We start from the raw sequence: 21,909 nt of genomic DNA on the forward strand, positions 1-21,909 counted from the left end.
CGAAAGCCGGGGGAAGCAATCCAGAGCGGTGTACGCGAACTCTGGATTGCCGCGTCGCTTCGCTCCTCGCAATGACAAGTCAAAACAATGTCATCATGCTCTAGCGGCCCGTCACTTCAGGGGTGCATGATCCCTTCCCCCTCACAGGATTCGGCCTCGGTCTGGATCGTCGCGTGGCGAATGTCGAAGCGCGACCCCAGCATCTCGATCACCGCGCGGCGGACCGTCTCAGCATCCCCGTCCGCAGTGAGCGCGACATGCGCGGTCAGACTGGCGTCGTCGCCGGCGACCGACCACAGGTGCAGGTCATGGACGTCATCGACCCCCGCGACTTCCTCCATCGCCGCGCGAATGCCCTTGAGGTCGAAGCCACGCGGAACGCCCTGCAACAGGATATGGGTGGTGTCGCGCAGCAGCACCCAGGTCCGCGGCAACACCCACAGCCCGATCGCGATCGCGACAATCGGATCGATCCAGAAATATCCGGTCAGATAAATGGCGACCGCGGCGCCGATCACCCCGAGCGAACCGAGCATGTCGGCCCAAACTTCCAGATAGGCACCTTTGATGTTGAGGCTGCTCTCGCGCCCGCCCGCGAGGATACGCATCGCGATCAGATTGACGATCAGCCCCAGTGACGCGACCGCCAGCATCCCCAGCGATTCGACCGGTCGCGGGTCAAAGAAGCGCCCGATGCCCTCGATCGTCACATAGCCCGCGACCGCGAACAGCAGGATCGCGTTGAACGCCGCCGCGAGTATCTCGAACCGGCGATAGCCGAAGGTGCGCTGGTCATCGGGCGGACGCTGCCCGATCCGCACCGCGGCCAGGGCAATGGCGAGCGCAGCGGAATCGGTGAACATATGCGCCGCGTCGGACAACAGCGCGAGGCTGTCGAAGACATAGGCCCCCACAAGTTCGGCCACCAGAAAGGTGGATGTCAGCCCCAGCGCGAGAGCAAGCCTGTTGCTGCTCGCCCCCGCGCCATGGTTGTGACCGACATGACCACCCCCACCGTCTCCGGCATGATCGGCATGAGAGTGGGTGTCGCTCACATCGCTTCTCCTAGCTACCCTCGCTCGGGACGGCTGGGCCGCCAAGCGTGGTGACATCGCTGTAATCGCCGGCGACATGCTTCCGATATCGCCCGCGCAACAGCAAGTGGCTGATCGCGGGAAGCACGAACAGCGTCAGCAGGGTCGAGGTGATTAGCCCGCCGATCACGACGATCGCCAGCGGCTTTTGCACCTCTGCCCCCGTCCCGGTGGCGAGCGCCATGGGCACGAAGCCGATCGCCGGGACGATCCCGGTCATCAGGACCGCGCGGACGCGCTCCATGATCCCCTCGCCAATCGCGACATCGACGGGCTTGCCCTCATCGATGCGCTGATTGATGCTCGTCATCACAACCAGCCCGTTGAGCACGGTGACACCCGACAGCACGATGAAGCCGACCGCTGCCGATACCGAAAAGGGCAGCCCGGTCAGCAGCAGTGCAAACACCCCGCCAGCGAGCGCCAGCGGGATCGCCGAATAGACCGCAATCGCCTGTCTTACGCCCCCCAGCGCCATGAACAATATTCCGAAAATTGCGGCAAAGATCAACGGGATGACGACCGACAGGCGCGCCGAAGCGGCTTGCAGATTTTCGAACTGCCCACCCCATTCGATGAAGCTGCCCGACGGCAGTTTCAGCTGTGCCTTCACCTTCTCCTGCGCTTCGGCGACGAACGAGCCGAGATCATTGCCGCGAACATTTGCCTGCACCACGACGCGGCGCTTGCCATTTTCGCGGCTGACCTGATTCAGCCCTTCGGAGAAGTGGAATTTGGCGAGTTCGCTGAGCGGCACCGATGCGCGCGCACCGCCTTCGCCGGGAAGCAGAACCGGAAGCGCCCCGACCGCATCAAGGTCATCGCGCGTCGCGCCATCGAGCCGGACGACGATATCATATCGCCGGTCGCCCTCGAAGACGATGCCCGCCTCACGCCCGCCGAGCGCCGCCGCGACGGTATCGCTGACATCCTGCAAGGTCAGGCCGTAACGCGCGATGGCGTCGCGATCGAACTGGACGTCGAGCACCGGGAAGCCCGCGGTCTGTTCGACCTTGACGTCGGCGGCGCCCGGCACGGTGTTCAGGATCGCCGCGACTTGCTGCGCCGCGCGGCCCATTTCATCGAGATCGTCGCCGTACAGCTTGATCGCAATATCGCCGCGCACCCCGGCGATCAGCTCGTTGAAGCGTAGCTGGATCGGCTGGCTGATTTCAAAGGCATTGCCGACCAGCGGTTCGAGCTGCTTTTCGACCCGCGCGATCACGTCATCCTTCGTTCGCACCCCGTCGGGCCAGGCATCGCGCGGCTTCAGGATGATGAAGGTATCCGATGCATTGGGGGGCATCGGGTCGCTCGCGACCTCCGCCGTCCCGGTCTTCGAATAGATGAAGGCGACCTCGGGCAGCTGTGCCACCGCCTTTTCGACCTGAAGCTGCATCGCCTGCGACGTCGCAAGCGAAGTCGAGGGAATGCGCAGCGCCTGCATCGCCAGATTGCCTTCGCCGAGCACCGGGATGAACTCGCTGCCGAGCATGCCGAACGCCAGCACCGCAGCGGCGAAGGTGCCGCTGCCCGCGCCGATCCACGGCCAGGGACGCGCAATGACGCGTTCGAGCAGCGGCGCATAGCGGCGCTTGACCCACGCGATCGCCTTCACTTCCTTTTCGGCGACCTTGCCGCGGATGAGCAGCGCCACCATCGCGGGCACGAAGGTGAGCGAGGCGATGAACGCGCCGCCCAGTGCAAGCAGGACCGTGATCGCCATCGGCGAGAAGGTTTTGCCCTCGACCCCGGTGAAGGTCAGCAGCGGCACGAAGACGAGGAAGATGATCGCCTGACCATAGATCGTCGGTTTGATCATCTCGCGCGAGGCTTCGAACACCTCGTGCAGCCGCTCGGACAGCGTGAGCAAACGTCCTTCATGATGCTGCCGCTCGGCGAGACGCCGCAGGCAGTTTTCGATGATGATGATCGACCCGTCGACGATCAGCCCGAAATCGAGCGCGCCGAGGCTCATCAAATTACCTGACGTGCCGGTGATGTTCATCCCCGTTCCCATGATGAGGAAGGAAATCGGGATAACCAAAGTTGCGATCACTGCGGCGCGGAAATTGCCGAGCAGCCAGAACAACACCGCTGCCACCAGCAAGGCGCCCTCGGCCAGATTTTTCTCGACGGTGCCGATGGTCGCATCGACCAGTTCCGACCGGTCGAGGACCGGTTTCACCACAATCCCCGCCGGCATTGATCGCGCGACCTCTTTCAGTCGCTCGGCCGCCGCCGACGCAACAAGCCGGCTGTTGCCATCAGCGAGCATCAGCACGGTGCCGATGACCAGTTCCTTGCCATTTTCCGACGCCGACCCGGTGCGCAGTTCGCCACCGATCACGACCGTCGCGACATCACGCACCAGCACCGGCACCCCGCCGCGGCTCGCCACGGTCGCGCGGCCAATCTCGTCGAGGGTTCGGATGCGGCCATCCGCGCGCACGAGGAAGGCCTCGCCCCCGCGCTCGACGAAATGGGCGCCGACCGAGATATTGGCGCGTTCGAGTGCTTCGGCGAGTTCGGAGAAGCTGATGCCGTAGCTCGCCAGCTTCGTCGCGTCGGGCTGAACGACGAACTGCTTTTCATAGCCCCCAATCGAATCGATCCCGGCGACACCCGAAACCGAACGCAATTGCGGGCGGATCACCCAGTCCTGCACCGTGCGCAAATAGCCGAGCTTCGCGACCTCATCGGTCAACATCTCGCCCGAGGGGGTCATATACGAACCATCAGGCTGGAACCCCGGCTTGCCCGCAAGCTTCGCCTTGCCCCCGCTTCGGTCAAAATCGACCGTATACATTAGCACTTCGCCAAGCCCGGTCGATACCGGACCCATTTGCGGTTCAGCGCCCTCAGGCAGAGTGCCCTTGGCCTGTGCAAGCCGCTCGGCCACCTGCTGGCGCGCGAAATAGAGGTCGGAATGATCTTCGAAGATCACCGTGACCTGGCTGAAGCCGTTGCGGGAGATCGAGCGCGAGCTTTGCAGGCCAGGTATCCCCGCCATCGCGGTTTCGATCGGAAAGGTGACGAGCCGTTCGATGTCGAGCGGCCCCAGATTGGGCTCGACGGTGTTGATCTGGACCTGTTTGTTGGTGATGTCGGGAACGGCATCGATCGGCAGCTTCAGAAGCTGCGTCAATCCGTAGGCCGAAATGATGAGGGTGAGGAGAACCACCGCCCAGCGAAAGCGTATCGACGCATCGAGGAGTTTTTCGATCATCTCAATGCTCCGCCTCGCCCTTGCCGAGTTCGGCCTTGAGCATGAAGGCACCGCGCGTCGCGATCACCGTGCCGGGCTTGACGCCGTCGACGATCTCGATCCGTCCGCCGCCGCGATTGCCGGTGACCACCGGAACCGCCTGAAATCCCTTCGCGGTCTTTACGAACACCACATCGCGCCCCTCGACCGACTGCACTGCTTCGTCGGGTAGTGCGATCGGGCCGGACGTGGCACCTCCGCGCGGCTTGATCCGCGCGCGCAGCCCCTGCCCGGGGGTTAGCCCGGCGATGCTGCCCGGTACGAGGACGATCGTCGCAGTCTTGCTTTCGGGATCGAGGCTGGGGGTTGCCGAACGCACCACCGCGCTCACCGTCTCACCGCCGGGCAGCTCGATCATCGCAGTATCGCCGGGCTGGATACGGCGGGTATCGACCGCCGGAACCGATGCTTCGACCTGAATCCGCCGAGGATCGGACACGCGGAACAATTCAGTCCCCGCAGTGACATAGGCGCCCAACCTGGCATCCGATTTGGTGATCCGCCCCGAAATCAGGCTGGTTACCGCGAGGGTGCGGCCGTCGCCCGACAGCTTGGCGGCCGCCGCTGCGGATTGCGAACGGCGCGCTTCGGCCTCTGCCTCGGCGAGCGCCGCGGCGGCGGCTTCCAGATCCTGTTTGGCAGTGATGCGCGCGTCGAAGAGCTTCTTCTCGCGCGCATAGGCCGATCGCGCAAGCACCAGCCGGGCGGTCGCAGAACTGCGTTCCGACGCAATCGCCGCCGCGTCGCGGCTTTCGATCACCGCGACGGCTTCCCCAGCCCCGACTGCATCGCCAAGGCGGCGATGGATGCGGGTGATCGCTCCGTCGGCGCGCGCGGTGAGAATCGCTTCGCCATCGGGTGTCGCCGCCACGATAGCCTGCGCCAATATTTCCGATCCCAGACCGCCCGCCTGGACGGTTTCGGTCATGATGCCGGCGCCCTTGACGCGCGCCGCATCCATCAGGATCTGGCCTTCAACATGTCCTTCTTCTTCGGTTTCGGCTGGCGCAGCGGCGGGAGAGGCGACAGGCTGCACCGCCATCGAGCGGCCAAGCAATATGCCACCGCCGCCCATGATAATCGCGCCGGCCGCGACGGCGGCGAGCAGATAATTCCGGTTTTCCATGATGTTCATGATCACTATCCCTATTGCGCGTTGGCGCGGCCCAGCGCGGCGAGCGCGCGGGCGCGGTCGAGCTGCGCTTCGATGAGTTTGAGGTTGGCGCCGGTCAGCGCCTCTTGCGCATCGATCAGTTCGACCAGCGTGAACTTGCCCTGCTGATAACCAATCTCGGCGATGCGCGCGGCCTCACTCGCCTGCCACAGCCCCGCGCCCGACAGCGCCGACAGCCGCTCGCTTGCGGCGGTCAGCATCAGTTCGGCATCGCGGCGCGAGAAGCGCGTGTCGAGCCGCGTCTGCGCGAGCTGCGCTTCGGCCGCCTCGCCACCGGCGCGCGCCGCCGCGATATTGCCGCGGTTGCGATTGCTGAGCGGCAAAGGGATCGAGAAGCCCATCATAACCGCCGTCTCGCCGCCCTCGCGAAAATTGCGCACACCACCCGATGCGGTCACGTCGGGGATGCCTTCCGCCTGCGCCAGCCGGATGCGCGCCGACGCCACGTCGCGCTCGACCGAGGCCAGCCTTTCGTCGAGGCTTTGCACATCGGCCGCCAGCGTGGGCGGCGTCGGCACATCCTGCGCCACCGCCGACAGTTCCGGGTCGTCGCTGCCGATCAGCAGCGCCAGCCGCTGACGCGCCGACAGCCATTGCCCAGTGACCCGCAGCCGTTCCGCATTCGCCTCGGCAAGCAACGCATCGGCGCGCAATTTGGTCAGCGGCGGATCGCGACCGACGTCGACGAGTGTTTCGGCGATCCGCGCCAGTTCGGCCGCGCGCGTGAGAACGCCTTGCGCCAGGACCATATGATCGTCGGCCGCCCGCAATTCGGCGTGCGCGATCCCGATGTCATAGGCGAGGTCCGCCTCCGCGCGCCGCAGCGCGAGTTCGGCATAGTCACGCTCGGCCGCGGCAACCGCCTTTCGCGCCCGGCGTTTGCCGCCGAGTTCGAACTGCTGCGACACCGCGACACTCGTCTCGGTCTGGCCAAAGCTGCGATAGGGTCCGGTGCCGCTGAAATTTTCAACGTCGACGGACAATTCGGGGTTCGGCCGGACGCCCGTCTGCAAAGCGCGTCCTTCGGCGGCCTTCACTTCGGCGCGCGCCTTCGCAATCCGCGGCGACACATGCTGCCCGCGCGTCAGCGCGTCGGCCAGCGTAACGGGCTCCGCATACGCCGGACTCCCCGTCATGGTCAGTGCCCCTGCCAGCAGCAGGGGGCCCAATGATTTCAACATAAATGCTCCTGATCAATGCGTGACGACACGGGCGAGGGCCCGCGCGAAGCAAGGATCAGGCTGAAGGAGGCTGAGTCGGCGGCGCGGTCGCGCGCGAGGTGAGGACCGAGGCCCGCTCGCGGAAGAAAAGGCCGCTGAAAACGGGCACATCGTGCGTCTGGGCGGGGCCGTCGAGTTCGATGCAGGCCGAACAATGGTGATGATCGATATGCAGCGGAGGCGTGGCATCGGGCGCGGTTTCGTTCCCGATGTCGTCCGCTTCGGTCAGGCTGCAATCGAGGTCGATCATTTCCAGCGCATGATGGCCCGGTTCGGCCTTCGCAAGCGCAGGAACCGCCACACTGCCGAACAGCAGCGAGAAAGCGAGAACCAGGCGGACGAGAAAAGCCGACATCGGCCGCCACCTAACATGCGCAGCATCGGACGACAATCGCATCGCCTCTCCCGCATCCATGTCAAAACGGCCAAGCATCGAAAATCCCTGTCGATCGCATTCGAGTCGGGTCAGCTTATGCACTCTGTAGCAGCTACAGGGTCAAGCGATGAAAACGACGAGGCTAGCGTTCGACCTTCGTCGCCAATATCACCGACGTCGTGGTGCGCTCTACCCCATCGAGCAAGCCGATCTCGTCGATCAATTCGTTGAGTTGTGCGCCGTCCTCGGTCTCGAGCATCGCAATGATGTCATATTCGCCGCTGATCGCATGAATCGCCTGGACCAGCGAAAACTGCGCCAGCGCCTGTTCGACCTCGCGGTGATAGCGCGGCAATGTCTTGATCATCATATGGGCGCGCACCCGGCTCGCCGCGAACGCGCTGCCGAGACGGACGGTATAGCCCGCAACGACATGCGCCTCCTCGAGCCGCGCGAGGCGCGCATAAATCTGCCCGCGCGAAATGCCGAGCTCCTTGGCAAGCTGGGCAATCGTCTGCCGCGCATCGTCGCGCAACAGCGTCAGCAGGCGGTCGTCCACATCGTCGAGGGTGACGCCCGACTGCGGCATCAGTCGGCCCACTTTTCGTCGGCGAAGATCGCGGTCTGGGCTTTCCCCCCGGCGCTCATCCGGCCGCGATACATGCCCAGATCGTTGATCGCAAAGGCTGGCCGCCCGTCGGGGCCCATCGCGATCAGCCCGCCGTCGCCACCGATTGCGCCGACCGCCATGATCGTCGCCTGCGCCGCATCGGCGAGGCTCTCGCCCTTCCACCCCACCCGGTCACAGACCTGCCGCGCCGCGCTTTCACGGATGAAATATTCGCCCGATCCGGTCGCCGACACCGCGCACTGACCGTTCTTGGCATAGGTGCCCGCGCCGATGATCGGCGAATCACCAACGCGGCCCCAGCGCTTGCCGGTCATCCCGCCGGTCGACGTCGCGGCGGCAAGATTGCCGTCGGCGTCGATCGCCACCGCGCCGACGGTGCCGAACAAATGCGTCGGATCGACCGCCCCCAACTGCTTCTCGCGCCAGCGGAGCAGGCCCTGCCAGCGTTCCTCGGTGCGGAACCAGGCCGGATCGACCTGTTCGAGCCCGCGTTCGACCGAGAAACGGTCGGCACCCGGGCCCGCCAGCATGACATGCGGGCTTTTGTCCATCACCGCGCGCGCAAGGTCGACTGGATGGCGGGTGCGGGTGACCCCGGCAACGGCGCCGGCCTTCTGCGTCTTGCCGTCCATGATCGCGGCGTCGAGTTCATTCTTGCCCTCGGCGGTAAACACCGCGCCGCGCCCCGCGTTGAACAGCAGATTATCCTCGAGCACGCGGACCGCCGCGGCGACGGCATCGAGCGAGGCCCCGCCCTTGTCGAGCACTGCCGCGCCCGCACGAAGCGCTTCGTCGAGCCCGGCGCGATACGCTTTTTCCTTCTCGGGCGGCAGCGAGCCGCGCTCGATCACCCCGGCTCCACCATGGATCGCGAGCGACCAGCGCGGAACCTCGACGATCTCGCCCGCACGCGCGGCATAATTGCGCACGAAAACCGGGGCATCGACTTGTCCCGAAGGAAGGTGAAGAACAGAACCGGGGCCTACCCCGGTCACCTTGACGCGCGGCGCGTCGAGCGGGCCGCGCTGTGACAGATCGCGCAGGCCCGATCCGTCGACCACCCAGGCATAGCCGTCGGGTTCGGTGGCATAGATGCGCGCCCGGCCGTCGGGCTCGACCGCCAGCGCCGCGCTTTCATCGACCCCAAGGCCAATCATCGCGGGCTGGTCGGCGGGGCGCCCGGCCTGCGCCTTGGCGACGAAAGCGAACAGGCGGCCGAGCCGGTCGCGTTCCTTGAAATGCGTGTCGGTGACGATGCCCTTGAGCAGCGCGAAATGCAGGAAGTCGCCTTCGATCGTATTGGCGGGGCCGAACGGCTCGGCGAGCGCTTCGGGACTGGTGATGCTGCCATCGTCCATCGCGCCGTACAGCTTCTCGCCCTGCACTGCGAGGCCCGCGCTCGTGCCCGCGAGCGGCTTGCCCGCCGCGACATGCGCGTTGAGAATGTCGGCCACCGGTGTCCCACGCCAGTATCGGACGTAGCGCGCTTGATCGCCGCCCGCGATAAAAATGCCGTCGGCTTTACGGAGGCGTTCAAGAATTTTCTTGTTCGCGGCCTGGGCACGGCTGTGAAAGACGAAGATTTCGGTCGACTGGATGCCGCCGATATCCTTGTAGAATTCCTGACCGATCTCTTTGCCATAGGACGCACTGATCACGACGATATGGCCGTTTCCGGCTTTGCCGAAGAACCACTTCATCGAATCGATATTGCGGTCGCCGCCGCCCATCAACAGCAGGCCGCCCGATACCGGGCCGGGGGTCGGGGTATCGAGCTTTCCGAATACATAATGCTCGTAGGGCTTCGCTTTGGCCTCCTTGGCCCCGGCAGGTATGAGCGCAAGGCCGAGTGCGGCGAGCAATGGCACCACCACCGCCCGCATCATCATCCGCAACATTCCATTCTCCCGACCCGATAGACTGACCGCAGGATGTTACATAATATACACAGTCAAAGACAATATGATTTCACATAATGTCATATTGATTGAAATTATCGACGGTTTCTGGTGAAGGCAGGATGAAACAGGGATTGGGTCGGCGCGGCTTGAGTCGCGCCACAAGCAGCAAAAGGGGCATGTCATGAAGGGTCTGGGTCAACACTCGTTGCGCATTATGCTGGGGCTGGGCGTCTGCCTGCCCGCAATAATCGCACCGGCTTGGGCGCAGGAAGCCGCGAGCGATGCGGCGACAGGCGATGAAATCATCGTCACCGGATCGCGCATCCCGACAATCCGCGACCAGGGCCCCTCGCCCGTCACGACGATCGATGCCGACACGATCCGCGCCAATGGCTATACCAGCGTTCCCGAGCTGCTGGCGGCGATGACCCAGAACAGCGGCGAAACACAAAGCCCGCAATCGGGCAGCAGCTCCGACTTCACCCCCGGCGCGCAGCAGGTCGATCTGCGCGGACTTGGTCCCAACCACACGCTGGTTCTGATCAACGGCCGACGCATCGCCGATTTCCCGCTGCCCTATATCGGCCGCAGCAACTTCACCGACATTTCGAACATCCCGGTCAGCCTGATCGAGAAGGTCGAGATTTTGAGCGGCGCCGCATCGGCCATTTATGGCTCCGACGCCATCGCGGGCGTCGTCAACTTCAAGATGAAGGAAAAGCTGGACGGAATCACGCTCGACTATCGCCACGGCCGGACCGAGCATGGCGGCGGCATGTCGCACCGTGTTACCGCGACCGGCGGCTGGTCGACCGACCGTTTTAGCATCTCGGGGGGCGTAGAATATCTCGACCAGAGACCACTTTGGGCGTTCCAGCGCAACATCCAGGACAGCACCGACGACAATCCGGTAAACACGGTCGCGCGGCGTACCTTCGTCCGGGCCGACGAAAATGTAGACTATATCGCACCGCCTGCGGGGGCCTGCGACGCGCTGTCAAATCTCAACTTCGGTTCGGTCAAGCTGTATAACCGGCCGCGCTATGGCGATTTCTGCGGCAGCAAGGAATCGATCGCCTACGGCACGATCATTTCGGGTCGCAAAGGCTTTAACAGCTTTGGCACCATGTCCTACGAACTCTCCGACAATGCCAAGCTGTTCACCGATTTCCAGTTCGGGATCAGCAAGGTCAAGCTGATGTACGACGTGACAAGCTGGGCCTTCGAACAATCGTCGAGCAGCGCGGACAATAATTTCTTCAACTCTTTCACCGGGCAAGTGGAAGATTGGGGGCGCCAGTTCACACCGGAAGAGACCGGTGGCTTCGAAATGCAGCGCAGCAAGCAGACGACCTACAGCATCACGCCGGGCGTTCGCGGGAATTTTGCCGATAGTTGGAATTACGAACTGTCGTTCAATTACAGCCGCTACAAATCGATCGTCCGCTGGCCGCAGATCATCAACAGCAAGGCTCAGGCGCTGTTCCTCGGCGAGCAGATGGGAATCGACCCCGATAGCAACTATCCGATTTATAACGCCGATCCGGCGCGGCTTTATCGCCCGCTGACCCGTGCCGAATATGACAGCATCTCCGCCGACACGGTCTACAAACCCGTCAGCTGGACCAGCAACCTGCAGGCAACGCTGAGCAACGGCGAGTTGCTGCAGCTTCCCGCCGGGCCGGTGGGGATCGCGGTGGTCGCCGAATATGGGAAACAGGGGTATAATCTCCATCCCGATCCGCTAGCGTTGACCGATTATTATTTCAGCTGGAAGGACAGCGACGGCCAAGGCAAGCGGAGCCATGCCGCGCTCGGCGGCGAAGTTCGCGTGCCGGTGCTTGATTTCGTCACAGTGACCGGCGCGGCGCGTTATGACCGTTTCAGCTTCGCTGGACGTGATGTCGGGAAATTCACCTATAATGGCGGACTGGAAGTGCGACCACTCAACAGCCTGCTGTTTCGCGCGGCCTATGGCACGGCCTTCCGCGCACCCGACCTTCACTATGTCTTCACCGGCCCCGGCAATGTCGAAGGTAGCGTCGACGATTATCTCTATTGCCGCCAGAACGAACCCGGCGTCGAAATCGAGGATTGCGAGCGCTCGGGCGAAGGCGTGGTACTCAACCGCAACGGCAATCGTGATTTGAAGCCTGAAACGGGACGCTCGCTGACCGCGGGTGCCGTTTTCTCACCGTCCAGTCGCCTACATGTCTCGGTCGACTATTTCCGTGTGACTCTGGACAATCAAGTCGATGATCTGAGAGCACGCGAACTTGTCCGCACCGAGGCAGATTGCACGATCGGCACGACTGAAAGCGGCGCGACGGTCGATCGGAACTCCCCGACCTGCGTTGATGCGCTGGCGCGCGTCCAGCGTTTCGACGGCGGCGCACGCGACGGGCGGCTCGAATCAATCCGCATCAACCCAATCAACATTGCGCGCGAAAAGACCAGCGGCATCGATGTCGCCTTTCGCGGAACTTTGCCGACCAGCTTTGGCGACTTCACCCTATCGCTCAGCCACAGCCATGTCCTGAAACATAGTTTCCAGCAATATCCGGGCGATCCGAACATCAACAAACTTGCCGCTGATAGCAGCTATTACCTGCCGCGCGACAAGTCGAACGGCAGCATCAGTTGGGCAGCCGACGGCCTGCAACTGACGGTATCGGGCACGCGCCTCGGCAAGCTGCCCAACTATGATGAAGATGCCTTCATCAAGGCGAGCACGCTGTTCAACGCTTCGCTGCAATATGATTTCACCGATCATATGCGCGGGTCGCTCACGATCAGGAACCTGTTCGACACCAACCCGGTGAAGGATCCGACCTGGTCGGGCTATCCCTATTATAACACCAGCTGGTTCGACAGCATCGGCCGCAGCGTCTTCATGCAGCTGACCTACAAGCTGGGCGGTTCGGCGCTCTGATCGCCCCCCGCCTCCCCCGGCCACCCACGGCCGGGGGCTTGCGCAAAAACCCCGCTGCGCTATGGGCAGCGCCGTGAGGGCTTTCGCCCCCACATGATCGCGCCGGTGCCCGAAAGGGCTTAATATGGGAACGCGGTGAGAAGGCTCTTTCCAAAAGAGTTCTCGATTCCGCGGCTGTCCCTGCAACTGTAAGCGGTGAGCGCGATGCACCGTCCCGATCCTTTAAGGTCCGGGACAGCCACTGGGGCAACCTGGGAAGGCGTGCATCAAGCCCTGACCCGCGAGCCAGGAGACCTGCCGGCGTGGGTCGCTCAATGCCTGGGCCCAGGGAAAGGCCACGGCACGGAGATTTCCGTCGAGCGACGACCAAGCGGCTGGAGCCGCTTCGGTGCAGGGGACGTGGGCGCATTGCGCCCGCCCGCAGCCCATGCACTGGTCGATCGCCCCCAAAGCGCATCGGCAGGCTCCCGCCCTCGTTGCCGGCGTGCGGGGACTCCCATGTTGAAATTTACGACCACCATTTCCTTACTGGCACTGACGGCGGCGACGCCCGCTTTTGCCCAATCCACCGACAGCGCGAACGCCGCCAAGCCCGGCGACGAGATCATCGTCACCGCATCGCGGTCGGGCGAAGGCGTCCGCGCGAGCGAACTCGGCGCCTCCGTCACCGTGATCGACACCGACGCGCTGTTACAGCGCCAGACGCGCATCATTTCGGACGTCCTGCGCGACGTACCCGGCGTCGCGATCACCCGCATCGGCGGAATCGGCGGCCAGACGCAGATCCGCGTGCGCGGCAGCGAGAGCAACCATGTCCTCGTCCTGATCGACGGCATCGAAGCCGCCGATCCCTATCAGGGCGAATTTGATTTCGGAACGATGGCCGCCAACCCCGCTGCGCGCATCGAAGTGCTGCGCGGCCAGCAGTCGTCGCTTTATGGTTCGGACGCGATCGGCGGCGTGATCAACTATATCACCCTGTCGGGCCGCGAAGCCCCGGGATATAGCGCGCGGATCGAGGGCGGTTCGTTCGGCACGATCAGCGGCGCCGCACGCGCGGCGGGTGCGAGCGGCAATTTCGATTATGCCGTCACGGGCAGCTATTATGGGACCGACGGTTATGCCACCGCCCGCGGCGGCACCCGCGATGTCGGGTCCGACACAATCGGCGCCAGCGCCAAGCTGAACTGGTCGCCGAGCGAAGCGTTCAAGCTCTCCGCCGTGCTCCGCTACAATCATGTCAACGCCGACACGAACAACAGCGAATTTAATACGGCGAGTCCGCTGTTCGGCTACACGGTCGACAGCCCCGGCGTCTTTTATACCAGCGAGGGTTTTTACGGCCTTCTCTCGGCGCAGTTCAGCGCGCTCGACGGCCGCTGGATCAACACGCTTTCGGGTCAATTCGCCGATACGACACGCAAAGGCTACAGCCCCTTCGGCTTCGACTATGGCAATAAGGGGCGGCGCTATAAGGGCAGCTTCACCTCAAGCTTCAGCTTCGGCACCGACGCCATCACGCACCGGTTAACCGGTGCGGTCGATGTCGAGCGCGAGACGTTCCGGACGCTAACTCTCGGCGCTTTTCAGGGTGAAAAACAGGCCGACAATCTGGGACTGGTTGGCCAATATGAGCTGACCGCGGGCGACATCTCGCTCGGCGCCTCGGTCCGCCACGACGACAACAACCGCTTCGACGATGCAACGACCTGGCGCGTTCAGGGCAGCTATCGCCTGCCGACTGGCACCCGCGTCCGCGCCGCCTATGGCACGGGGGTCAAGAACCCCGGCTTTTTCGAACTATATGGCTATATGGATGGCAAATATATCGGCAACCCGAACCTGAAGCCCGAAAAGTCGGAGGGCTGGGAAGCAGGCCTTGAGCAGAGCTTTGGAGCCGGTGATTGGGCGACGATCGGTGCAACTTACTTCGACGCAAAGCTGACGGACGAGATTTTCACCCAAGGATTCCCCGCGAGCCCAGCGAACCGCACTACCGACAGCAAACAGCACGGGATCGAGGCGTTCGTCAGCGCCCAGCCAATCCCCCAGCTCCGCTTCGACCTCGCTTACACCTGGCTCAAGTCGAAGGAAAATGGCGTCGCCGAAGTGCGTCGCCCCAAGCATATCGCCAGCTTCAACACGACGGTCTCGAGCGCCGACCAGCGCTTCGCCGGCACGCTGACCATCCGCTACAACGGCCGGACGACCGACGTCGCCTATACCGACACGACCTATGCTCCTGTGACCGTGGAGATGAAGGACTATGTCCTCGTCAATCTTGGCGCCGACTACAAGATTTCGGACAATTTCTCGCTATTCGGCCGGATCGAGAATCTGCTGGGCGAGGATTATGAGGAAGTCTTCAGCTTCGTCGCGGCTGGCCGCGCCGCTTATGGCGGCGTCCGCCTGAGCTTCTGATGCATCGCGACGGCCCGGCTTTCGCGCTGGGCCGTCGCGCACCGACGGGAGAAATCGCATGAAGACGCGCACCGACGCCGAACATAATGCGAAGATGAAGAAAATTCAGGCCGCGCAGGCGAAAAAGGTCGCGGCCAAGACGGTCGAAAAAGGCCTGATCATTGTCCACACCGGCCCCGGCAAGGGCAAGACGTCGGCGGCGCTCGGCATGGCGGTGCGCGCAATCGGCCATGACATGAAGGTCGGCGTCGTCCAGTTTGTGAAAGGCGCGATGGCGACCGGCGAAAAAGCCGTGTTCGATCGCTTCCCCGACCTGATCGAATTCAAGCCGATGGGCGAAGGCTTCACCTGGGACACACAAGACCGCGCCCGCGACATCGCGGTCGCACGCACCGCGTGGGACGAGGTCAAGCGGATGATCGCCGATCCGTCGTACAAGATGGTCATCGCCGACGAGCTCAACATTGTGCTGCGCTACGACTATCTGCCCACCGACGAGGTGCTGGAGGCGCTCGCCGCCAAGCCCGAAATGACGCATGTCATCATCACCGGCCGCAACGCGCCGCAGTCGCTGATCGATGCCGCCGACCTCGTCACCGAAATGACGCAAGTCAAACACCCCTTTCGCGAGCAGAATGTCAAAGCGCAGGCGGGGATCGAATTTTGACAATGCGCGCCAGCCTGCTGGCCGCGGCGCTGCTGCTCGGCGGCGCGGGTGCGCTGTGGGCAGCGACAGTGCGGCCGGTGGCGAAGGCGCCCGCGGTTCCGAAACGCATCGTCTCGATCAATCTGTGCGCCGACCAGCTCGTCCTTGCCCTCGCTGACCGGAGGCAGATCGCCGGACTGACGCACAATGCCACCGATCCCACCATGTCGGGCGAAGCCGCGGCGGCGCGCGGACTGCTGATGATGAGCGATTCCGCCGAGCAGATACTGGCGATCGGTCCCGATCTGATCGTCGGAATGCCCGCCAGCCGCAGCGCGGCGCTCGCCGCCCTGCCGCGCAAAACCTATCCGCTGCTCGACCTCGAAACCGCCGACCGGCTCGACCAGATCTATGCCTCGATCCGCCAGACAGCGGCGGCCGTCGGCCACCCCGCGCGCGGCGAAGCACTCGTCACGCGGATGGAGGGCGAGCTTGCCGGTCTTCCGAAACCCGGACGCGGGCGGGTCGCGGCCTATTATCAGCGGCGCGGCTATATGACCGGAACGGAAACGCTGATCGACGAGCTGATGACGCGCGCCGGCCTCGTCAATCTGGCGGGCAAGCTCGGCAAGCCGCCGCTGTCACAGCTCAGCCTCGAGGAAATGGTCGCGGCACAGCCCGATTTCCTGATCGTCGAAAGCGCGACCGACGACGTCACCGATCAGGGGAGCGAAATGCTGCACCATCCCGCACTCAAGGACATCCCGCGCATCAGCGTGCCGCAGGCGTGGACCGTGTGCGGCAGCCCCGCCTACACGCGGGCTGCGCGCAGCATGGCCGCCCAAATCGCACGCATCGACAGGACAGGCTCATGACGCGCTTCGCCCCGCCCCGCTGGACACTGATCGCAATGCTCGCAGCGCTGACGCTGATCGCCGCGGTCGCGTCGCTGCTGTTCGGCGCCGTCGACCTGTCGGTCGCCCGGCTGATCGCCGCCGCGACGGGTGGCGACGACGAGGTCGCGACGATCATCCTCTTTGACCTGCGCCTGCCGCGCACCCTGCTCGCGCTCGTTGTCGGCGCGATGCTCGGGCTCGCAGGGGCAGGCCTGCAGGGCTATTTGCGCAACCCGCTAGCCGAGCCCTCGGTGCTCGGCACCTCGAACGCCGCCGCACTCGGCGCGGTCGGCGCGATTTACTTCGGGATCGCCGAACTGCATCCGGCCATGCTGCCGGTTCTCGCGATCGGCGGCGCGCTGCTCTCACTCGCCTTGCTCTTCGCGCTCTCGGGCCGGTCTGAAAGCCCGCTGACCTTGATCCTCGCCGGGATCGCGGTCGGCACGCTCGCGGTCGCGGGAACCAGCCTCGCGCTCAACATGTCGCCGAACCCCTTTGCCGCGATGGAGATCATGACCTGGCTGCTCGGCAGCCTCGAAAACCGGTCGTTCCAGCATTTCTGGATTGCCCTGCCCTGTATCGTGATCGGCAGCGCGCTGTTGCTGTGGAACGCCCGCGCGCTCGATGCGCTGACGCTGGGCGAGGATGCCGCGCAGGCGATGGGAGTCAACCTTCGCGCCACGCGCCTGCGCCTGCTGATCGGCACCGCAATCGGGGTCGGGGGCGCTGTCGCTGTATCGGGATCGATCGGCTTCATCGGGCTGATCGTCCCGCACCTCATCCGCCCCCTGACCGACCGCAGCCCTTCGGCTATCCTGCTGCCCTCGGCAATCGGCGGCGCCGCGCTGCTGACGCTCGCCGACCTTGGCGTACGGATCATCCCGACGACGAACGAGCTGAAACTCGGTGTCGTCACCGCCTTCCTTGGGGTTCCCGTCTTCCTGATCCACCTGATGCGGGAGAAAAGGCTGTGGTGATGCTGATCCTCGAACATGTTGGCGTCCAGCTTGGTCGCCGCAGCGTCGTGCAGGGCGTCGATGCCGCCTTCGCGCCCGGAACGCTGACCGGAATTGTCGGCCCCAATGGCGCGGGCAAGTCGACGCTGGCGCGCGCGATGCTCGCGCTCGTCCCCGCGACCGGCCGCATATCGATCGACGGCGATGCAGTTGCCGCAATGCCGCGCGGCGACCTCGCACGGCGCATCGCCTATCTGCCGCAGGGGCAGACCCTGCATTGGCCGCTGACCGTCGAACGCCTCGTCGGTTTGGGCCGCCTGCCCCACCTCGCCCCGATGTCGAAGATTTCGGACGCCGACGGCGCCGCGATCGAGCGCGCAATGCTTCGCGCCGATGTACAGGGTCTGCGCACGCGGATCGCGACCGAATTGTCGGGCGGCGAGCGCGCGCGCGTCCTCTTCGCCCGCGCGCTGGCGGTCGAGGCGCCCGGGCTGATCGCCGATGAGCCGCTTGCCAGCCTCGATCCCGGTCACCAGATCGATGTGATGGAGCTGATGCGCGCCGAGGCCGATGCCGGGGCGTTGGTGATCGCGGTGCTCCACGACCTGACGATGGCGGCGCGCTATTGCGACCGGTTGCTGCTGATCGACGATGGCCGAATCGTCGCCGACGGCACCCCGCACGAGGTACTGACCCCCGACCTGCTCCGCACCGTCTACGGCATCGAGGCGCGCGTCGAGAGCGGCGGCGACTGGCCCACCGTCACCACCTTCGGGCGCGCAAGGCCTTGACCCCCGAGGCGCAATATGCCGAACAGGGCTATGCCGCCCTCCCCCTGTTCGATCCCGAGCTGATCCGGGCGGCGCAGGCCGATATCGCCGAGCATATCAACCGGCTTTCGTGCGCCATGTATCTGCCCTTTGAGCGCAGCTGTCCCGACGCGCCGCTCGCGAGCCGGCTCGATCGCATTTTCGAAACCGACCGCAGCCAGGCCAATCTGCTGCGCGTCGCAATCTGCACCGACGCGCATCGCGGCCCCCGCTTGCAGGAAATCGTCAACGACCCACGATTGGTCGAGGCCGCGACCCGCCTCGGTGGGCGGTGCCTGTCGGGAACGGTCGTCCGCGTCCGCGCGAGCATCGCGAGCTTTCCCGAGCATCGCCATGCCTGGCATTCGGACGTTGCGCGCGACGACGGGACCGCGTGCGGCAAAGTGTGGGTCACCGCCTGGATTCCGCTGAGCGACGCGGGGCCCGACCGCGGCGGCCTGGAAGTCATTCCCGGACGCCGCGCCATGCCGATGGCCGAACTGACGCCGCACGGCTATAAAATTGCCGAAGAGCGGCTCATCGGCCTGCCGCGTATCCAGCCGTCCTGCCCGGCGGGAAGCGCATTGTTTCTCGACCGCTTCACCCCGCATCGCACCCTTCCGACGACCGACGCGCGCTTTGCATTGGTTGTCTGGATGAAGGCCGCCTGATTTGATGGCCGCGATCTTATTGCAACGCAGCAATTGACCCGCACGCAATATTCGATGTAACGCGCCGCCAGCGACAGGTTCCCCGAAAGGGGATTGAAAGGGAACGGGGACAAAACCCCGGCTGCCCCTGCAACTGTGAGCGGTGAGTCATCGGGCCATATGCCATTGGGATCTTCGACGATCCTGAGAAGGCGGTCCGAACCGGCGTCGACCCGCAAGCCAGGAGACCTGCCCGTCGCCGTCGTCTTTCGCGCGGACAGGGTGTGCCGGGCGGACGGGGGTAAACCCGAGCGACGACAAGTCTGGCCGCGTGTTCACGCGGGCCGATGTCGCGCGCCCATGGCAACCGCATCGACCCCGCGCGTGCGCAACGCCCTGTCGATGGGGTTATTATGTTCAAGTCAATTTGCCGTTTTTCCGTTTCCTTTGCCGCTATCGCGGCATCGTCCACCTCGTTCGCCCAGCAGATGCCAATATCGCATGCCGTTGCGGCGGACGCCGACAGCATCATCGTCACTGCGACCCGCGCGCCGCTGACGCTCGACGAAATTCCCGCCTCGATCACCGCGCTCGACAAGACCGCGATCGACCGCTCGCAGGATATTGGCGTCACCGAACTGCTGCTCCGTACGCCGGGGATCAGCATCTCGCGCAATGGCGGCTACGGCACCTCGACCTCGCTGCGCATCCGCGGTGCCGAGCCCGAACATTCAGTGGTGGTGATCGACGGGGTGAAGCTCAACGATCCGTCGTCGACCGGCGGCGGCTTCAATTTCACCAACCTGCTCGTCGGTGATATTGCCCGGATCGAAGTGCTGCGCGGGCCGCAATCGATCCTGTGGGGCAGTCAGGCGATCGGCGGCGTGGTCAATATTGTAACCGCCACCCCGCAAAAATCGCTCGAAGGCAGCTTCGACATCGAAGCCGGATCGCGCGACACCGTCAGCGCGCGTGCCGCAATCGGCGGTCGCACCGGTCCCTTGAGCTGGCGCCTCGGCGGCCAGACCTTCACCACCGACGGCATTTCATCGCATGCAGCGGCGTTCGGCGGCAAGGAGCGCGACGGCTATCGCAACCGCAATGTTTCGGGCCGCGCCGAACTCGAACTCGCCCAGAATATCAGCGTCGATGTGCGCGGCTATTATGCGAGCGGACGGGTCGAATTCGATGGCTTCAACGCCGACAGCGCCGACTATGGGCTGAACAAGGAATTCGTCGGCTATGCGGGGCTCAACATCGCCCTCGCCGACGGGCGCTTCCGCAACCGCTTCGCCTATGCCTACACCGATACCAACCGCGACAATTTCAACCCGACCCGCGCCCGGCAGCAAAGCTTCGACGCCGAGGGCCGCAACAAGCGCTGGGAATATCAGGGCAGCTTCGCGGTCAGCGACGGCATTTCGGCGATCTTCGGGGTCGAAAATGAACGCTCCAGCTTCAAGAGCCGCTCGCCTTCCGCCTCGCTTGCGACCCCACTGCCGCCCTTCGCGATCGGCAAGGCCGAACTCACCAGCGTCTATGGCCAGCTCAGCGTCCAGCCGATCGACGGTCTGACCCTCAACGGCGGCGTTCGCTACGACGATCATGATCGCTATGGGGGCCAGACCTTGTTCGCGGCGGGCGGCGTGTGGCGGTTGCCGACCGGAACAGTGCTACGCGTGAGCTATGGCGAAGGATTCAAGGCCCCATCGCTTTACCAGCAGTTCAGCGAATATGGGAATGTCGCCCTCGACCCCGAAGCCGCACACGGCTGGGAAGCAGGCATCGAACAGCATCTCTTCGACCGCAAGCTGATCGTCGGGGCGACCTGGTTCGACCGCAAAACGACAAACCAGATCATTTACAATGGCTGCCCAGCGCCCTCTACCGACCCTGCGGCCCCTCCACCCAACCCGATGTGCTTCGTTCCCGGCACGACCACACCGCGCTTCGGCTATTATTCGAACGTCGCGCGCAGCGAAGCGCATGGGATCGAAGCAACCGCGACGCTGACCCTCGGCGGGCTGACCCTCGACGGCAATTACAGCTGGATCGTCTCCGAGGATCGCTCAACCGGCACCAACTTCGGCAAATGGCTGCCGCGCCGCCCGCGCGATACCGCCAATGCTTCGGTCAGCTATGACTTCAACTTCGGCCTCGGCTTGGGCGCCGCAGTGCGCTGGTCGGGGAAAAGCTTCGACAATGTGACCAATTCAACCCGGCTCGACGATTATACGCTCGTCGACCTGCGCGCAGAATATGCGCTGTCGGAGAGCGTCAAGCTGTTCGCCCGCGCCGAAAATATCTTCGACGAGGAATATATGACGGCGTTTCGCTACGGGTCGCTCGGCCGCAGCATCTATGCCGGCATCCGGGGGCGGTTCTGATGGCCGCGCTGTCTAACCGGGGCGCGTCGGCGCTGTGGGTATCGCTGCTCACTGCGGCGAGCACAGTGACGACGCTGGCGCTCGCCTGCGCGACCCCTTTCCCGGCGCTTGCGGCACTCGCGGCGGTGCATATGCGCCGCCGCGACGGCATCGCGCTGATGCTACTCGCATGGGCGGCGAGCCAGGCGGTGGGGTTTCTGCTGCTCGGCTATCCCCGCGACGGGAGCACTCTCGCTTGGGGTGTCGGGCTCGGGACGGCCGCGGTCGGCTCTGCGCTCGCGGGCTATGCGGTGCTCCGCGCGCTCAACTATAAGTCGACGGCGGCGCGCATGGCGACCGCTTATGCGGCGGGTTTCACCGCGTTCAAGGGGATCATCCTGCTCTGGGCGCTCGTCCTTGGCGGGCTCCACACCGCAATGGCGCCCGATCTGCTGGTCGAGCAATTCCTGCGCAACGGCGCGATCCTGATCGGGCTGTACGGCCTCTATCGCGCGCTCGTCGCGGTTGGCGTTCCCGCGCCGCCGCGACCGGCGACGGCCGCCGCATGA

General features: G+C 64.5%; 16 protein-coding genes and 2 riboswitches. Of the genes, 9 read left to right on the top strand and 7 right to left on the bottom strand.

Going from position 1 to position 21,909, the window contains the following annotated elements:
• Positions 1–116: 116 nt before the first annotated feature.
• The 7 genes from CDQ91_RS04155 to CDQ91_RS04185 all read right to left on the bottom strand — a co-directional run bounded on the left by CDQ91_RS04155 (position 117) and on the right by CDQ91_RS04185 (position 9,661).
• Complete coding sequence (locus CDQ91_RS04155) at positions 117–1,055, bottom strand: cation diffusion facilitator family transporter (RefSeq protein ID WP_237245811.1); 939 nt, start codon at positions 1,053–1,055, stop codon at positions 117–119.
• Positions 1,056–1,065: 10 nt separating this feature from the next.
• Positions 1,066–4,323: an efflux RND transporter permease subunit gene (locus CDQ91_RS04160; RefSeq protein ID WP_088471475.1), complete on the bottom strand. Its 3,258-nt coding sequence runs from the start codon at positions 4,321–4,323 to the stop codon at positions 1,066–1,068.
• 1 nt (position 4,324) lies between these two features.
• Positions 4,325–5,497 carry an efflux RND transporter periplasmic adaptor subunit gene (locus CDQ91_RS04165; protein ID WP_088471476.1) on the bottom strand — a complete coding sequence of 391 codons (1,173 nt, stop codon included), beginning with the start codon at positions 5,495–5,497 and terminating at the stop codon, positions 4,325–4,327.
• A gap of 11 nt (positions 5,498–5,508) precedes the next feature.
• Positions 5,509–6,717 (bottom strand): TolC family protein, encoded by a 1,209-nt coding sequence (locus tag CDQ91_RS04170; RefSeq protein ID WP_088471477.1) that lies wholly within the window; start codon positions 6,715–6,717, stop codon positions 5,509–5,511.
• A gap of 55 nt (positions 6,718–6,772) precedes the next feature.
• Positions 6,773–7,189 carry a hypothetical protein gene (locus tag CDQ91_RS04175; RefSeq protein WP_088471478.1) on the bottom strand — a complete coding sequence of 139 codons (417 nt, stop codon included), beginning with the start codon at positions 7,187–7,189 and terminating at the stop codon, positions 6,773–6,775.
• Positions 7,190–7,274: 85 nt separating this feature from the next.
• Positions 7,275–7,721: an Lrp/AsnC family transcriptional regulator gene (locus tag CDQ91_RS04180; protein WP_088471479.1), complete on the bottom strand. Its 447-nt coding sequence runs from the start codon at positions 7,719–7,721 to the stop codon at positions 7,275–7,277.
• Positions 7,721–9,661, bottom strand: a complete 1,941-nt coding sequence (locus tag CDQ91_RS04185) for an isoaspartyl peptidase/L-asparaginase (RefSeq protein ID WP_237245812.1) — start codon at positions 9,659–9,661, stop codon at positions 7,721–7,723. The genes CDQ91_RS04180 and CDQ91_RS04185 overlap by 1 nt, the downstream gene beginning before the upstream one ends.
• A gap of 184 nt (positions 9,662–9,845) precedes the next feature.
• On the opposite strand from CDQ91_RS04185, the gene CDQ91_RS04190 reads away from it, so the two are divergent.
• From CDQ91_RS04190 to CDQ91_RS04230, 9 genes are all read left to right on the top strand, one after another.
• Positions 9,846–12,596, top strand: coding sequence for a TonB-dependent receptor plug domain-containing protein (locus CDQ91_RS04190; RefSeq protein WP_088471480.1), 2,751 nt, complete (start codon positions 9,846–9,848; stop codon positions 12,594–12,596).
• A gap of 87 nt (positions 12,597–12,683) precedes the next feature.
• A riboswitch (cobalamin riboswitch) is annotated at positions 12,684–12,912 on the top strand.
• A gap of 182 nt (positions 12,913–13,094) precedes the next feature.
• The gene (locus CDQ91_RS04195; RefSeq protein ID WP_088471481.1) at positions 13,095–15,017 is read left to right on the top strand and encodes a TonB-dependent receptor plug domain-containing protein; all 1,923 of its coding nucleotides are present in this window, start codon (positions 13,095–13,097) and stop codon (positions 15,015–15,017) included.
• Positions 15,018–15,075: 58 nt separating this feature from the next.
• A complete protein-coding gene (gene cobO / locus CDQ91_RS04200; protein WP_088471482.1) occupies positions 15,076–15,684 on the top strand; it encodes a cob(I)yrinic acid a,c-diamide adenosyltransferase in 609 nt (202 codons plus the stop codon).
• 2 nt (positions 15,685–15,686) lie between these two features.
• The gene (locus tag CDQ91_RS04205) at positions 15,687–16,538 is read left to right on the top strand and encodes an ABC transporter substrate-binding protein (protein ID WP_088471483.1); all 852 of its coding nucleotides are present in this window, start codon (positions 15,687–15,689) and stop codon (positions 16,536–16,538) included.
• Positions 16,535–17,536, top strand: a complete 1,002-nt coding sequence (locus CDQ91_RS04210) for a FecCD family ABC transporter permease (RefSeq protein ID WP_088471484.1) — start codon at positions 16,535–16,537, stop codon at positions 17,534–17,536. The genes CDQ91_RS04205 and CDQ91_RS04210 overlap by 4 nt, the downstream gene beginning before the upstream one ends.
• Positions 17,530–18,306, top strand: coding sequence for an ABC transporter ATP-binding protein (locus CDQ91_RS04215; RefSeq protein WP_088471485.1), 777 nt, complete (start codon positions 17,530–17,532; stop codon positions 18,304–18,306). The genes CDQ91_RS04210 and CDQ91_RS04215 overlap by 7 nt, the downstream gene beginning before the upstream one ends.
• A complete protein-coding gene (locus CDQ91_RS04220) occupies positions 18,303–18,995 on the top strand; it encodes a phytanoyl-CoA dioxygenase family protein (protein ID WP_088471486.1) in 693 nt (230 codons plus the stop codon). Before CDQ91_RS04215 ends, CDQ91_RS04220 begins: the two co-directional genes overlap by 4 nt.
• A 58-nt stretch (positions 18,996–19,053) precedes the next feature.
• A riboswitch (cobalamin riboswitch) is annotated at positions 19,054–19,245 on the top strand.
• Positions 19,246–19,387: 142 nt separating this feature from the next.
• The gene (locus CDQ91_RS04225) at positions 19,388–21,361 is read left to right on the top strand and encodes a TonB-dependent receptor plug domain-containing protein (protein WP_088471898.1); all 1,974 of its coding nucleotides are present in this window, start codon (positions 19,388–19,390) and stop codon (positions 21,359–21,361) included.
• Positions 21,361–21,909, top strand: a complete 549-nt coding sequence (locus tag CDQ91_RS04230) for a hypothetical protein (RefSeq protein WP_088471487.1) — start codon at positions 21,361–21,363, stop codon at positions 21,907–21,909. The genes CDQ91_RS04225 and CDQ91_RS04230 overlap by 1 nt, the downstream gene beginning before the upstream one ends.

Origin of the sequence: Sphingopyxis witflariensis (genome assembly GCF_002205635.1) — a bacterium.
Classification (GTDB): domain Bacteria; phylum Pseudomonadota; class Alphaproteobacteria; order Sphingomonadales; family Sphingomonadaceae; genus Sphingopyxis; species Sphingopyxis witflariensis.

What these genes read in the sequence shown, in the direction of transcription:
- CDQ91_RS04180 (WP_088471479.1), bottom strand. Translation starts at nt 7,721, where the DNA reads ATGCCGCAGTCGGGCGTCACCCTCGACGATGTGGACGACCGCCTGCTG.
- CDQ91_RS04170 (WP_088471477.1), bottom strand. Translation starts at nt 6,717, where the DNA reads ATGTTGAAATCATTGGGCCCCCTGCTGCTGGCAGGGGCACTGACCATG.
- CDQ91_RS04205 (WP_088471483.1), top strand. Translation starts at nt 15,687, where the DNA reads ATGCGCGCCAGCCTGCTGGCCGCGGCGCTGCTGCTCGGCGGCGCGGGT.
- CDQ91_RS04210 (WP_088471484.1), top strand. Translation starts at nt 16,535, where the DNA reads ATGACGCGCTTCGCCCCGCCCCGCTGGACACTGATCGCAATGCTCGCA.
- CDQ91_RS04160 (WP_088471475.1), bottom strand. Translation starts at nt 4,323, where the DNA reads ATGATCGAAAAACTCCTCGATGCGTCGATACGCTTTCGCTGGGCGGTG.
- CDQ91_RS04185 (WP_237245812.1), bottom strand. Translation starts at nt 9,661, where the DNA reads ATGTTGCGGATGATGATGCGGGCGGTGGTGGTGCCATTGCTCGCCGCA.
- CDQ91_RS04175 (WP_088471478.1), bottom strand. Translation starts at nt 7,189, where the DNA reads ATGCTTGGCCGTTTTGACATGGATGCGGGAGAGGCGATGCGATTGTCG.
- CDQ91_RS04190 (WP_088471480.1), top strand. Translation starts at nt 9,846, where the DNA reads ATGAAGGGTCTGGGTCAACACTCGTTGCGCATTATGCTGGGGCTGGGC.
- CDQ91_RS04230 (WP_088471487.1), top strand. Translation starts at nt 21,361, where the DNA reads ATGGCCGCGCTGTCTAACCGGGGCGCGTCGGCGCTGTGGGTATCGCTG.
- cobO (WP_088471482.1), top strand. Translation starts at nt 15,076, where the DNA reads ATGAAGACGCGCACCGACGCCGAACATAATGCGAAGATGAAGAAAATT.
- CDQ91_RS04225 (WP_088471898.1), top strand. Translation starts at nt 19,388, where the DNA reads ATGTTCAAGTCAATTTGCCGTTTTTCCGTTTCCTTTGCCGCTATCGCG.
- CDQ91_RS04165 (WP_088471476.1), bottom strand. Translation starts at nt 5,497, where the DNA reads ATGAACATCATGGAAAACCGGAATTATCTGCTCGCCGCCGTCGCGGCC.
- CDQ91_RS04195 (WP_088471481.1), top strand. Translation starts at nt 13,095, where the DNA reads ATGTTGAAATTTACGACCACCATTTCCTTACTGGCACTGACGGCGGCG.